Raw genomic sequence first — 12825 nt, forward strand, 5'->3', positions numbered from 1 at the left:
AACGGCTACACGTGGCCCTGGCAGCCCCCGCACGGCGGCGGGTCGCGTCAGCGGGGCAGGCTGGCGGTGCGCCATCCACCACGGCTGGCCGGCCGACCGCTGCGCGCCCAGTTGGACGGGGCTGCCGGCGCGGGAGCGGAGGCCGGGCGGGACCGGACGACGATCGCCCCCACCAGGGCGGCCAGTTCCTCGGCGGTGGGCACGCCGCGAACGACCCGGAACAGCGGCTCTTCGGCAGACATGCCGCCAGGGTACGCGGCGCGAAGTTACGCGAAGCGCACAGTGGCGTGCCGGCGGTGTGAGCGTCAGCGGGTCCGGGTACCGTCTCAGCGATGTCGAATGCGCTTCCCCAACTTGTCGCTGACCGATACCGGCTCCTGTCGCCGCTCGGCCAGGGCGGCATGGGCCGGGTGTGGAAGGCGCGCGACGAGGTGCTGCACCGGGACGTGGCCATCAAGGAATTGGTGCCACCACCCGGCCTCACCGACGAGGAGCGCCGCGAGATGCGCGAGCGCTCGTTGCGGGAGGCCAGGGCCATTGCCCGGCTGAACCACGCCAATGTGGTCCGCATCTTCGATGTGCTGCGCACCGACGGCGATCCGTGGATCGTCATGGAGTACGTGGCGTCGAAGTCGTTGCAGGACACTCTTGCCGAAGATGGACCCGTGTCGGTGGCCCGCACAGTGGAGATCGGCCTCGGTGTGCTGGGTGCGCTCAGTGCCGCGCACAAGGCGGGTGTCATGCACCGCGACGTGAAGCCCGGCAATGTGCTGCTGGGCGAGGACGGCCGGGTGGTCCTGACCGATTTCGGTCTCGCCACGATCCCGGGCGACCCGAACGTGACCCGAACCGGAATGGTGCTGGGCTCACCCGCGTACATCTCGCCGGAGCGGGCCCGCGACGGCACCGCCGGCCCGGAGGCGGACCTGTGGTCGTTGGGCGCGACGCTCTACGCGGCGGTCGAGGGCAAGTCGCCCTACGCCCGGCCGTCGGCGATCGGCACCCTCGCGGCGCTGGCGACTGAGCCGATTCCGCCGCCGAAGAACGCCGGTCCACTCAAGGCCGTGCTCAACGGCCTGCTGCGTAAGGATCCGAACGAGCGGATCACCGCCGAGGTGGCGGAGCGCCTGCTGCGCCGCGCCGCAGGCAAGCGTGCGCGCGGGATCTCGCTGCTGGATGGCGTACGCCGGCCGGGGCCGAACGGCCCGCGCGAGCCGCGCCCGCCGTTGGTGCCGGCGCCGCGACCGGCCGAGAGTGTCGACCGGCCGGTGTCGCCGCCGCCGGCCGCCGCCGCGACCTCGGTTGCCGCTGCTGCGGGCCCCGCCGCCGATGCCACGCCGACGGCCGTCGTCGGATCCGGTGCGGACGCCGACCCGACCGCGGCGGTGCCGGCCGAGCCGACCGCGACGATCGACCGTCCGTCCGATGCCGAGCCGACCGCGAAGGTCACGGCCGCACCCGACACGAGCGGCGACGGTACGACGAACGTCGACGACGGTCCGGCGGACGCCGAGGACGAGCCGACGATCGTCGACGGCCCGCCGGTGGCTCCGGAGCAGCGCAAGCCGACGACGCCGACGTCGCTCATGCCGCCGGTGGGTCCGGCCGGGCGTGCGCCGGTTCCGCCATCGGACGGTACGAAGCCGAGCAACACCCGACGCAACGTGCTGATCGGGGCCCTGGTCGCGCTGCTGCTGATCGGCCTCGTCGTGGTCGTGCCGATGCTGACGAAGGGCGACGACAAGAGCCCGCAGGCCGGCCCGACCGGGGCTGCCCCGACCTCTGCGTCCGCGCCGACGTCCGCTCCGGCGGCACCCCCGCCCACCACGGGTGCCCCCAGCCCGACGACCTCACCCACGCCCTCGGTCGACCCGAACGCGCTTCCGGCGGGTTGGAAGCTGCACCAGGACCCGGCTGGCTTCGCCCTGCCGATCCCCGACGGTTGGGTGCGTCGCAGCGCCGGCCGCGACACCGTCGTCTTCGACGAGTCCAACGGCCCGGGTGAGCTGCTCGTGCAGTGGACCAGCACGCCGAAGAAGGACGCCTACGCCGACTGGAAGAGCATCGAGGGCGACCGCAAGAACGAAGTCAACAACTACCAGTACCTCAGCATCGAGCGCTGCAATGTCGGGCGGACCTGCGCGGACTGGGAGTGGCTGGAGACCCGGGACGGGCAGCGGATCCACGTCCGTAACCGTGGGTTCGTGACCGCCAGCAACCGCGGCTACGCCCTGCGGTGGGAGATCGCGGAGAAGGACTGGCAGGCCAACCTGCCGAACTTCGACCGCATCGCCAAGGGTTTCGTGCCCGACCGCAAGGACTGAAACTGATTCGCATGACCCTCCGTCGTCCTGGGTAATTGACCTTCGACGACGGAGGGAGGCACGACATGGGTTACCGACGGAGGGACACTCGACCCCGACTGGCACTGTGGATGCTCGTCGCGTTCGGCGACGCGATCCTGCTGCTGGTCAGCGTGGGGATGCCGGTGCTCATCGCACTGCTCAGCGTCGTGATCGTTGCCGGCTTCGGGGTGGCTGCCTGGCGGCTCACCCACCGGGCCGCTCTGGCTCGTGAGGAAGCCGCGGTCCCGGTTCTGGGCCGACGGAGGGCTTGACCCGTACCCGATGGTGTGGCGGCAGCCGGACCGATTGTCGACCGTGTGGTGACCGTCGATCCCGCTGCCGCCAACGGCCCGATCAGGTGTTGTTGGCCAAGGCGATCAGGCGGCTCCGGTCGCCGTTCCAGTAGTTGCGGTCCACGTTGCCGCTGATCCCGGAGACGACGCCGGTGCTGGTGTACTGCCAGAAGCTCCACACCGAAGCGCCGGCCGGTAGGGCGCCGGGCGCGCTCGCCCAGCGGGCCAGCCAGAGCGGGTGGTTCGCCCACGGGCCGGTCCAGCTGCCGGTGCACTGGTTCCACCAGCTCGTGGTGGTGTAGATGACGGCGTACCGGCCGGTGCGGGAGCGGTACGTGTTGAGGAAGTCCTGCACCCAGTTGCGCATCCCCGTGGTGCTGAGCCCGTAGCAGTAGCCGCCGCTGTACGGGTTGGCCTCGATGTCCAACGCGGCCGGCAGGGTGCGGCTGTCCGCCGACCAGGCGCCGCCGTTGGAGGCCAGGTAGTTGGCCTGGGTCGAGCCGGCGGAGATGTTCGGCCGGGCGAAGTGGTACGCCCCGCGGATCACCCCGGCGTTGTACGAGTTGACGTAGTTGGCGTTGAAGTTCGGGTCCTTGTAGGTGGTGCCCTCGGTTGCCTTGATGAAGGCGAACTGAATGCCCGCGTTGCGGACGCTGGTCCAGTTGATGGTGCCCTGGTAGCGGGACACGTCGATGCCGGGTGTGGTGGCTGCGGCCGCCGGTCCGGCGGTCGCGACCAGGGCCGCCGCCGCGGTGGCGAGGACGGTGAGGCCGGCCGCGAGCGCGCGGCGCAGCGATGACGAGGTACGGGCCATGAATGCCTCCAAGGACGTCGCTCTATCGACATCCATCTTTGGAGGTAAGTGCCCTAGATCGCAAGGTGCATTGAAAAAAGCTTCATCGACGGGGCGTGGAAGACCGCCGGCCGGAGCGGGATGGATCAGCGCAGGGTGGCCGGGTCGAGCTGCCAGCGGAACGGCTCGACGATGGTCAGCGTCTCGCCCGCCTTGGCCACCTGGTCCTCGACGTAGTGCTCTCCGTCCAGCCGGAACAGCCGCAACGAGTGACCGTCGCCGTCCTGCTCGACCAGCAGGTACCAGGGGATCCGCGCGATGGCGTAGAGCTGCATCTTGACCAGCCGGTCGGCGGCGGCGTTGCCGGGCGAGACGATTTCGCCGACGAGCACCACCCGGTCGGGGTCGAGGAAGGTGCCGTCGTCATCAACATCGGTCACAACGAGGTCCGGAATGACGACTCGGTCGATGCCGAGCCGGACGTTGATCGCTTCGAAGACCGACAGCCCGTGGAGGTCTGCCGCTGCTTCGATGCTGTTCGCCAGTCGGCGCGACACCCGCTGGTGCCGTCGGCTCGGGGCAGGGCTCACCAAAAGGCTCCCGTCGAGCAGTTCGATCCGGTCAGGCGTCTCGCCCAAGGCGAAGTAGTCGGCCTCGGTCCACAGGCCGATGTGCGGCTCCAGGGGCGCTGCGCTCACCCGCGTTCACCTCCCGCTCGACTCGCCACCCGATCAGTCTCCCAGGATACGAGCCGGTGCCTCGGGAGCGACACGGAACGCCGCCGGTAGGCTCGCGCCCCATGATGTCGATCGACGGGCTGAGCGACCTGTGGGACACGCTGTTCGGTGCGCAGCCGGACCCGCCCGCGCTGCTGGTGCTGATCACCGCGGCGGTCGCGCTGGTGGTGGTGTCCACCCGGCTGCCGTGGCGGATCGCCCGCAACGCCATCACGATCGCGCACGAGGGTGGGCACGCCCTGGTCGCGCTGCTCACCGGCCGCAAGCTGCGTGGCATCCGGCTGCACTCGGACACGTCCGGGCTGACCCTCTCCGCCGGCCGTCCCACCGGGCCGGGCATGATCCTCACCCTGCTCGCCGGTTACGTCGCCCCACCGCTGGTCGGGCTGGCTGGTGCCTGGCTGCTCGGCGGTAACCGGATCACCCTGCTGCTCTGGGTCGCGGTGGCGCTGCTGCTCGCCATGCTGATCATGATCCGTAATGCCTTCGGCGTGGTGTCGCTGCTGGTCACCGGTGCGCTGGTGTTCGCTGTCTCGTGGTACGCGACCCCGCAGGTCCAGGCCGCATTCGCGTACACCGGGGTGTGGTTCCTGCTGCTCGGCGGGGTGCGGCCGGTGGTCGAGCTGCAGCGGCTGCGCTCGCGGGGCCGGATGCCCGTCTCCGACGCCGACCAGCTCGCCGGGCTCACCCCGTTCCCGGCGCTCTTCTGGGTGACCGTCTTCGCCCTGGTCAACCTGGCCGCCCTGGTCGCCGGCGCGCTTCTGTTGGTGGGCCCCATCCTCACCAGCGCCGGCCTGACGGTCTGACCCAGCGGGCAGAATGAGGCCATGCGATACGTGATCATCGGGGCGGGCGCGGTCGGCGGGACCATCGGCGTACGGCTGGCTCACGCCGACCGGGACGTGACGCTGGTGGCCCGGGGTGCGCATCTGGACGCGATCCGCGCGCGGGGTCTGACCCTGCGACAGCCCGACGGGGAAATCACCGCCCGGCTCGCCGCCGTGGACGGGCCCGGTGACCAGCCTCTGCCGGCGGACACGGTGCTGATCCTCACCGTCAAGTCGCAGGACACCGCCGGTGCACTGGCCGCCTGGGTGGACGCGCCGGTGGTCGGCGGTGGCACGGCGGGTGAGCGTCTGCCGCTGGTGACCGCGCAGAACGGGGTGGCCAACGAGCGGGCCGCGCTGCGGCTCTTCGCCGACGTGCACCCGGTCTGCGTCTGGTTGCCGGCCACCCACCTGGACCCGGGCGTGGTGGTGGCCAACGGTCACCCGCACCCCGGGATGCTCCACATCGGGCGGTACCCCGGCGGAGCCGACGACACCGACCGCGCGATCGCAGCCGATCTGAGCGCTGCCGGGTTCGTCGCCCCGGTCCGCACGGATGTGCTGCGCTGGAAGTACGGCAAGCTGCTCAGCAATCTCGGCAACGGCCTGCAGGCGCTGCTCGGCCAGGACATCCCGGAGGCGCTGGCCGAGCGGGTACGCGCCGAAGGCGTCGCCGCCCTCGCCGCCGCCGGCATCGGGCACACCTCCCCGGGGGAGGAGAAGGCCGAACGCGGCGACCTGGTCGGGCAGCGCCCGGTCGACGGGGAGCCCCGCTCCGGCGGCTCCACCTGGCAGAGCCTCGCCCGGGGCACCGGCTCGACCGAGGTCGACCACCTCAACGGGGAGATCGCGCTGCTCGGCCGACTGCACGGCGTACCGACGCCGGCCAACGTCGCCGTGCAGCGGGCCGTACGCCAAGCGGTCCGGGAGCGGATCGGGGTCGGCGCGTTCCCGCTCGCCGACCTGGAGAAGATGATGGCCTGATCGAGGCAACCCCCGAACCCATCCGGGGCGTGTTCCCTGCGACCGACACGGGGAGGTAGCGGGTGCCGGACGTCGACGGGTTCGATGAGTTCTACCGGGGGAGTCGGCAACGGCTGCTCGGTTTCGTCTACGTGCTCACCGGTGATCGGGGCGAGGCGCAGGACGCCGTGCAGGAGGCGTACATCCGGGCGTGGCAGCGCTGGTCGACGGTCAGCGCGTACGACGACCCGGAGGCGTGGGTGCGGGTGGTGGCCAGCCGGATCGCGGTCAGCCGGTGGCGCAGTCTGCGCAGCCGGGCCCGCGCGTACCTGCGGCACGGGGCAGTCGAGACCGTTCCGGGGCCGGGCACCGACACCGTCGCGGTGGTCGCCGCCCTGCGCCGACTGCCCGAGGAGCAACGCGTCGCCATCGCTCTCTACTACCTGGTCGGCATGCCGGTCGCCGACGTGGCGCGGGAAACCGCGGCCCCGGTGGGCACCGTCAAGGCCCGCCTCTCCCGGGGGCGCGTCGCGCTCGCCGGTCTGCTCGCCGTCTCTGATCTTGAGGAGGCAACCGATGCGTGACGACCCGACCTTCGTCGAACACATCCAGCGGGAACTGCGCGACGTGCACTGGCCCGGCCCGGAGGAGATCCGCGCCCGGGCCCGCCGCCGCAGCCAGCGCAGGATCGTGGTGGCCACCGTCGTGCTGGCCCTCGCCGGGGTCTCCGCCGCAGCGGTCGCCGCGCCGAGGAAGTCCCCGTCGCCGGCTCTGCCGGCCGCATCCGCCTCGCCGACCCGGCACGAGATCAGCACCGACGCACTCCTGCAGCCGGCCGACCTGACGCAGCTGGTCGCCCCGCCGTCGTACCCCTGGCAGCTCAGCCAATCGGGGCTGGGGGAGCCGGTCCGGCTGGACCACCTGCTCGCCTACTGCCGGACGAGTCAGGGGCTGTCGGAGGGTTGGCCGATGTCAATCGTGTCCCGTTCGCAGACGCTGTTGCGGCAGCACCCTCCGGGCCCTCGCACGGAGGGCGACGCCCTCGTCGCGCAGGACCTCTACCGGCTGACGCCCGAGGCGGCCACACAGCTCTTCGCCGGTCTGGACGACCTGATCGCCCCGTGCGCCGAATGGCGAAGCGTCGGGCAGCTGGACACGGCGGGGGTTCTCAGCACGGTAGAAGCCGTCCACCGGTGGGCGGTGACGCAGCGGGGTTTCGCCGGCGACGACGCCGCCATCCTGCGGGACTCGCTCACGGCCGCCAGGGACGTGAAGACCGGGCAGACAGACGGCGACGATCCGCCGCCGATCCTGCTGGCCGTCGTCCGGGTCGGCGACACCGTCTCGGTGCTCCGCCTCGGGTACGACGGCACCGAAGCCGAACTCCGCCAACTCGCCGTGGCGGCGGCGGCCCGGATGTGCGCCGCCGCCAACCCAGCCTGCTGACGGCCAGCCTCAGAGGGGGATGTTGCCGTGCTTCTTGGGCGGCAACGTCTCCCGCTTGGTGCGCAGCACGCGCAGTGCCCGGACGATCTGGGTGCGCGTCTCGTGCGGCGCGATCACCGAGTCGATGTAGCCGCGTTCGGCCGCCACGTACGGGTTGGCCAGGGTGTCCTCGTACTCGGCGATCTTTTCGGCCCGGACCGCCGCCGGGTCCTCGGCGCCGGCCAGGTCGGAGCGGTAGAGGATGTTGACCGCGCCCTGCGCGCCCATCACGGCGATCTGCGCGGTCGGCCAGGCGAAGTTGAGGTCCGCGCCGAGGTGCTTGGAACCCATCACGTCGTACGCCCCGCCGTACGCCTTGCGGGTGATCACGGTGACCTTGGGGACGGTCGCCTCGGCGTACGCGTAGATGAGCTTGGCGCCCCGGCGGATGATGCCGTCCCACTCCTGGCCGGTCCCGGGCAGGAAGCCGGGCACGTCCACGAAGGTCAGCACGGGGACGTTGAACGCGTCGCAGGTGCGGACGAACCGGGCGGCCTTCTCGGAGGCGGCGATGTCCAGGGTGCCGGCGAAGTGCATCGGCTGGTTGGCGACCACGCCCACCGGCCGCCCCTCGATCCGGCCGTAGCCGACCACGATGTTCTGCGCGTAGAGCGGCTGAACCTCGAGGAACTCCCCGTCGTCGAGGACGTGCTCGAGCACCCTGTGCATGTCGTACGGCTGGTTGGCCGAGTCCGGGATCAGGGTGTCCAGCTCCCGGTCCTCGTCGCTGATCGCCAGGTCGGCGGGCGCCTCGAAGACCACCGGCTCGTCGAGGTTGTTCGACGGCAGGTACGACAGCAGCGCCTTGACGTAGTCGACGGCGTCGTCCTCGTCGCTGGCGAGGTAGTGCGCGTTGCCGCTGCGGGAGTTGTGGGTGCGTGCCCCGCCCAGCTCCTCCATGCCGACGTCCTCGCCGGTCACCGTCTTGATCACGTCGGGGCCGGTGATGAACATGTGCGAGGTCTGGTCGACCATCACGGTGAAGTCGGTGACCGCCGGCGAGTAGACCGCGCCGCCGGCACAGGGCCCCATGACCAGCGAGATCTGCGGGATGACGCCGGAGGCCCGCACGTTGCGGAAGAAGATCTCACCGTAGAGGCCGAGCGAGACCACACCCTCCTGGATGCGCGCCCCACCGGAGTCGTTGATGCCGACCACCGGGCAGCCGATCTTCATGGCCAGGTCCATCACCTTGACGATCTTCTCGCCGAAGACCTCACCGAGTGAGCCGCCGAAGACCGTGAAGTCCTGCGCGAAGACGCACACCTGCCGGCCGTCCACCGTGCCGTAGCCGGTGACCACGCCGTCGCCGTACGGGCGGTTCTTCTCCAGCCCGAAGGCCGTGGAACGGTGCCGGGCCAGCTCGTCGAGTTCGACGAACGAGCCCTCGTCGAGCAGCATCTCGATCCGCTCGCGGGCGGTCCTCTTGCCTCGCGCGTGCTGCTTCTCGACCGCGCGGGCCGACCCGGCGTGCACCGCCTCGTCGACCCGGCGCTCCAGGTCCGCCAGCTTGCCCGCGGTGCTGTGGATGTTGGTCCCGGTCTCGGTAGTCACCCAGGGAATATAACGATGGTTCAGGCGGGCCCCGCTGTGCAGTACGCCTCAGTGTCGACGCGACCACCATCGTAGGCTGACGGAATGTCGGGCTCCCCGTACACCGATCTGGACCGCCCGCCGCTGTCGGCGGCCCGGCTGCGCCGCGCGTTGGTCGCCCCGAACGGGCCCTGGGCCCGACTGGAGCTGCGTGCCGAGACGGGCTCCACCAACGCCGACGTGGCCGAGGCGGCGCGGGCCGGCGAACCCGAGGGCCTGGTCGTCATCGCCGAACGGCAGACCGCCGGGCGTGGGCGCCGCGGTCGGGTCTGGCAGTCGCCTGCGCGGGCCGGCATCGCCACCAGCGTGCTGCTGCGGCCCGGCGAGGCCGTTCCGGACCGCGGCTGGCTGCCCGCGGCACCCACGGGGTACGGGTGGCTGCCGTTGCTGGCCGGCGTGGCGCTGGTCGAGGCGGTGGCCCGGCTGGCCGAGCTGGAAGCCACCCTGAAGTGGCCCAACGACCTGCTGATCGACGACGCGAAGTGCGCGGGCGTGCTGGCCGAGGCGGTGCCGGGGCGCGCAGCGGACCAACCGCCGGCCATCGTGCTCGGCATCGGGCTCAACGTGACGCTGCGCGCCGACGAACTGCCGGTGAATCCGACCGGGCTGCCGGCCACCTCGCTGCAGTTGGCCGGCGCGGCGGCCACCGACCGGGACCCGCTGCTGCGGGCCCTGCTGCGCTCGGTCTCCGACTGGTACGACCGCTGGCGCTCCGCGGGCGGCGATGCGGTGGGCAGTGGCCTGCGCGACGCCTACCTGGCGGCCTGCGCGACCGTCGGCCGCGAGGTGCGGGTCCTGCTCCCCAACGGCGAGGCCCTGACCGGCACAGCCACCGGAGTCGACCCGGACGGCCAGCTCCTCGTCACCACCCCTGCCGGCGATCGCACCCTCGCCGCCGGAGATGTCCTGCATCTGCGGTGACGTCCCGCACCTGCACTGGTCGGGAGGGCCTCCGGTGGCGTGAAAGGGCCTCCGGAGGCGAAAGGGCCCGCTGTGGACGCAAGCCACCCCGGGAGGCTGATCCGATCAGGCGGTTGGACCGGTTACGGTCTGCGCGTCGGAAAAATGGCGATGGAGGTTGTCGTGGCGTTTCCTGAAGACGTGCTCACCGAGGACGAGCATGTCGTGCTCCATCTGCACCCACACTGGAAGGCGTTGATCCAGCCGATCGCGGTGCTGGTGCTGGCCATCGCGGCGGTGGTGGTCGGTGTGCTCCTGCTGCCCGAGGGTGACGGCGGTTCGATCGTGCTGGCCGTGATCGGGGCGATCGCCCTGGTCGCGGTGCTCTGGCTCGGCCTGTGGCCGTTCCTGGTCTGGCGCACCACGCACTACCTGTTCACGAACGAGCGTGTGCTGATCCAGCAGGGTGTCTTCTCCCGCGACCGGCGGGACCTTCCGCTCACCCGGGTCAACGACCACTCGATGAACCAACGGTTCGTCGAGCGCCTGCTCGGCTGCGGCACGCTCACCATCGAGTCGGCCGGTGAGCGCGGCCAGTCGGTGCTTGCCGACGTGCCGAACGTCGGAAAGGTGCAGACCACCCTGTACGAGCTGGTCGAGGCGCAGCACGACAAGCACTCGCTGGGTGACGGGGAGATGCGCGACATCCTCGCCGACATGCAGGACGGCAAGCCGCTGCGCGACACCACAGCCTGATCCAGGCCGCTTGAGGCCCGCCCCTACCGCCGTGTCGGGGCGGGTCAGTCGTGTGGTTCGGGCGCCGGCGTGCCGCTGCCGGGCTGGCAGGCGTTGGTTGGGCTGGCGTCGGTCTGGTCGTCGTCGGGGCTGGCCCCGGCCGGCTCGGCCTCGGCCGGTCGCACGGCGAACCAGCCACGGAAGCGGGTCCGCAGCACCTCCTGCTCGGGCCGGTCGTCCGGGCCGAGGCGGAGCATGGTGCCGGTGAGGCTGACGGTGCCCAGCCCCGGGCGGGCGGTCGACGGCCGGGCACCCATCACGTCGACCCGAACGGAGAGCCGATCACCGGCGCGCACGGGGGCGAGCCAGCGCAGCTCCTCCAGCCCGGGGGACGCGTCCGCCGCCGCCCGGGACAGCAGGTGGTCTACGTACGCGCGCATGAACAGGCTGACCGTGTAGAAGCCGCTGGCGATCAACCCGCCGTGCCGGCTCGCCCCGGCCAGGTCAGGGTCGACGTGATACCACTGCGGGTCGAAGCGGCGGGCGAAGGCGACCATCTCGTCGCCATCCACGGTGACCACACCAAGGTCGACGGTGAGCCCCGGGACGAGATCCTCGAAGAACAGCTCGGCAGGTTGCCCAGTGCCGGAGCGGGCGTCGGGTGCCGTCACCGGCGGGGCGCGCGGCGGGTGCTGACGTGCAACTCCGCGGCGAGTTCCGCGTCCAGGTCGGCGGCGGGGCTGACGCTCAGCCGCTTGGACCGCCCCTGAGCGGGCGTGCCGGGCGGTGGGTCGGCGCGATCCGCGGACTCCTCCTCTTCCAGCTCCGACACGGATTCGGCCAGCTCGGCGACCGGGTCCATTTCCGCCATCGTGTCCCACTCGTCACGGGGGATGCTGTGCCAGGTGGAGGTGGGCTTCGCCTCGGGCTCGACCTTGGTCTTCGCGACGGGCTGGAAGACGAAGGTCCGGTATGACCAGAACCGGAACAGGGTGGCCAGCAGGACGCCAGCGGTCTTGGCCACGTTCAACGCGAGCAGGCCGTGTATGTCGAGGCCGTACTTCGCCACCGCCACGGCACCCAGTTCGATGAGCAGGCCAGCCCCGTTGAACAGGAAGAACAGGAGGTATTCCCGACGGAGCGCCGATTTCGGGCGATCCCGGTACGTCCAGTGCCGATTCATCAGATACGACGTGATCGTGGCGACGATGGTCGCGATCACGGACGCCTTCAGCTGACCATTGACGAAAACGGTCAGTGCAAGGGCATTGAACACGGCGTAATTGATGACGGTGTTGATGCCGCCCACGATGCCGAACTTGAGCGCCTCGTGGATGAACTTCTGCCAGCGCTCAGGCAGGAGACGAACAAGACGCATGCGAAACACCTTAGGGCAGTCGGTGCGGCCGGCGATCACCGGCCGAACGAGGTAGGCGGCAGGTCACGCCCCGTGATCGGGGTCGGGCTTCACCTGTGGAAGGGTCGGGGTTCCCGCTTCGACGAAGACGAACCGCCGGTACGACCAGAATCGGAACAGCGTGCCGAGGCCCGCGCCGACAAGGTAGCTGGCGACGTTGTCGGCCAGGCGCGTCTGGAACACGTCAGGCCAGATGCTGCCGAGCCCGTACCGGCTGATCGCGAGGCAGGCCACCGCGATGCCGAGGCCGACCGCGTTGAAGAAGAAGAACAGCGCGTACTCGCGGGCCGGGTTGCTGCGCTGACGGTGCCGCCACGTCCAGAACCGGTTGCCCACGAAGGCGAACGAGGCCGCGATCACGGTGGAGACCGTCTTCGCCGTCAACTCCTCGACGTCACGACTGCTCGTCAGGTAGTTGAAAAGCCCGAAGTCGATGAGGAAGGCGAGCCCGCCCACGGTGGCGAACTTGCCCAACTCGCGGACAAGGTGACCGAAGCGGTCCAGCAGCCCGCCGACCAGACCCCGTCGGGTCTGCCGGGGACCCGGTTGTTCCCCGGTCATTGTGGCGGCCACGGAGGGAGCCTACCGGCTGTCGACCAGTCAGAGGGGTAGCAACGGCGAGCGGGCGTGGTCGCCCGGAAGCGCCAGCGGGATGTGCGGAGCGGTTGCACGCAGCGTAACCAATTGGGAGGACTGACGCGCCCCGGAACGGGAATCCACGCACCGGTCGGCGGGGC

Annotated in this window: 15 protein-coding genes; 8 read left to right on the forward strand and 7 right to left on the reverse strand. The window is 70.9% G+C overall.

The window, feature by feature from the left end; all coding sequences use genetic code 11:
* Nucleotides 1–47: 47 nt before the first annotated feature.
* Nucleotides 48–242, reverse strand: a complete 195-nt coding sequence (locus JOD64_RS18375) for an acyl-CoA carboxylase subunit epsilon (protein ID WP_204943340.1) — start codon at nt 240–242, stop codon at nt 48–50.
* A 90-nt stretch (nt 243–332) separates the two neighbouring features.
* On the opposite strand from JOD64_RS18375, the gene JOD64_RS18380 reads away from it, so the two are divergent.
* Complete coding sequence (locus JOD64_RS18380; protein ID WP_204943341.1) at nt 333–2324, forward strand: serine/threonine-protein kinase; 1992 nt, start codon at nt 333–335, stop codon at nt 2322–2324.
* A 65-nt stretch (nt 2325–2389) separates the two neighbouring features.
* Nucleotides 2390–2617, forward strand: coding sequence for a hypothetical protein (locus JOD64_RS18385; RefSeq protein ID WP_204943342.1), 228 nt, complete (start codon nt 2390–2392; stop codon nt 2615–2617).
* Between the two features lie 82 nt (nt 2618–2699).
* Here JOD64_RS18385 and JOD64_RS18390 read toward each other — a convergent pair whose 3' ends face one another.
* Nucleotides 2700–3452 (reverse strand): GH25 family lysozyme, encoded by a 753-nt coding sequence (locus JOD64_RS18390; protein WP_204946130.1) that lies wholly within the window; start codon nt 3450–3452, stop codon nt 2700–2702.
* A 125-nt stretch (nt 3453–3577) separates the two neighbouring features.
* On the reverse strand, nt 3578–4129 hold the full coding sequence (locus JOD64_RS18395) for a Uma2 family endonuclease (RefSeq protein ID WP_204943343.1): 552 nt from the start codon (nt 4127–4129) through the stop codon (nt 3578–3580).
* 101 nt (nt 4130–4230) lie between these two features.
* On the opposite strand from JOD64_RS18395, the gene JOD64_RS18400 reads away from it, so the two are divergent.
* The 4 genes from JOD64_RS18400 (at nt 4231) to JOD64_RS18415 (ending at nt 7404) form a co-directional block, all read left to right on the forward strand.
* Complete coding sequence (locus tag JOD64_RS18400; protein ID WP_204943344.1) at nt 4231–4974, forward strand: M50 family metallopeptidase; 744 nt, start codon at nt 4231–4233, stop codon at nt 4972–4974.
* Nucleotides 4975–4995: 21 nt separating this feature from the next.
* On the forward strand, nt 4996–5979 hold the full coding sequence (locus tag JOD64_RS18405) for a ketopantoate reductase family protein (protein ID WP_204943345.1): 984 nt from the start codon (nt 4996–4998) through the stop codon (nt 5977–5979).
* 62 nt (nt 5980–6041) lie between these two features.
* The gene (locus JOD64_RS18410) at nt 6042–6542 is read left to right on the forward strand and encodes a SigE family RNA polymerase sigma factor (RefSeq protein ID WP_204943346.1); all 501 of its coding nucleotides are present in this window, start codon (nt 6042–6044) and stop codon (nt 6540–6542) included.
* Nucleotides 6535–7404 carry a hypothetical protein gene (locus JOD64_RS18415; protein ID WP_204943347.1) on the forward strand — a complete coding sequence of 290 codons (870 nt, stop codon included), beginning with the start codon at nt 6535–6537 and terminating at the stop codon, nt 7402–7404. The genes JOD64_RS18410 and JOD64_RS18415 overlap by 8 nt, the downstream gene beginning before the upstream one ends.
* 9 nt (nt 7405–7413) lie before the next feature.
* On the opposite strand, the gene JOD64_RS18420 is transcribed toward JOD64_RS18415, so the two are convergent.
* Nucleotides 7414–8997 carry an acyl-CoA carboxylase subunit beta gene (locus JOD64_RS18420; RefSeq protein WP_204943348.1) on the reverse strand — a complete coding sequence of 528 codons (1584 nt, stop codon included), beginning with the start codon at nt 8995–8997 and terminating at the stop codon, nt 7414–7416.
* Between the two features lie 84 nt (nt 8998–9081).
* On the opposite strand from JOD64_RS18420, the gene JOD64_RS18425 reads away from it, so the two are divergent.
* Nucleotides 9082–9957, forward strand: a complete 876-nt coding sequence (locus tag JOD64_RS18425) for a biotin--[acetyl-CoA-carboxylase] ligase (RefSeq protein ID WP_204943349.1) — start codon at nt 9082–9084, stop codon at nt 9955–9957.
* 162 nt (nt 9958–10119) lie between these two features.
* Complete coding sequence (locus tag JOD64_RS18430) at nt 10120–10692, forward strand: PH domain-containing protein (protein WP_204943350.1); 573 nt, start codon at nt 10120–10122, stop codon at nt 10690–10692.
* Between the two features lie 44 nt (nt 10693–10736).
* Here the strand turns inward: JOD64_RS18430 and JOD64_RS18435 are convergent, their stop codons facing one another.
* The 3 genes from JOD64_RS18435 to JOD64_RS18445 form a co-directional block, all read right to left on the reverse strand.
* Nucleotides 10737–11342 carry a MaoC/PaaZ C-terminal domain-containing protein gene (locus tag JOD64_RS18435; protein ID WP_204943351.1) on the reverse strand — a complete coding sequence of 202 codons (606 nt, stop codon included), beginning with the start codon at nt 11340–11342 and terminating at the stop codon, nt 10737–10739.
* Entirely contained in the window at nt 11339–12049 is a 711-nt protein-coding gene (locus JOD64_RS18440; protein ID WP_204943352.1) for a GtrA family protein, read from the reverse strand. Before JOD64_RS18440 ends, JOD64_RS18435 begins: the two co-directional genes overlap by 4 nt.
* Before the next feature lie 63 nt (nt 12050–12112).
* Nucleotides 12113–12649 (reverse strand): GtrA family protein, encoded by a 537-nt coding sequence (locus JOD64_RS18445; protein WP_204946131.1) that lies wholly within the window; start codon nt 12647–12649, stop codon nt 12113–12115.
* Nucleotides 12650–12825: the final 176 nt, after the last annotated feature.

It is taken from the genome of Micromonospora luteifusca (assembly GCF_016907275.1).
In the GTDB taxonomy this organism is placed as follows: Bacteria; Actinomycetota; Actinomycetes; order Mycobacteriales; family Micromonosporaceae; genus Micromonospora; species Micromonospora luteifusca.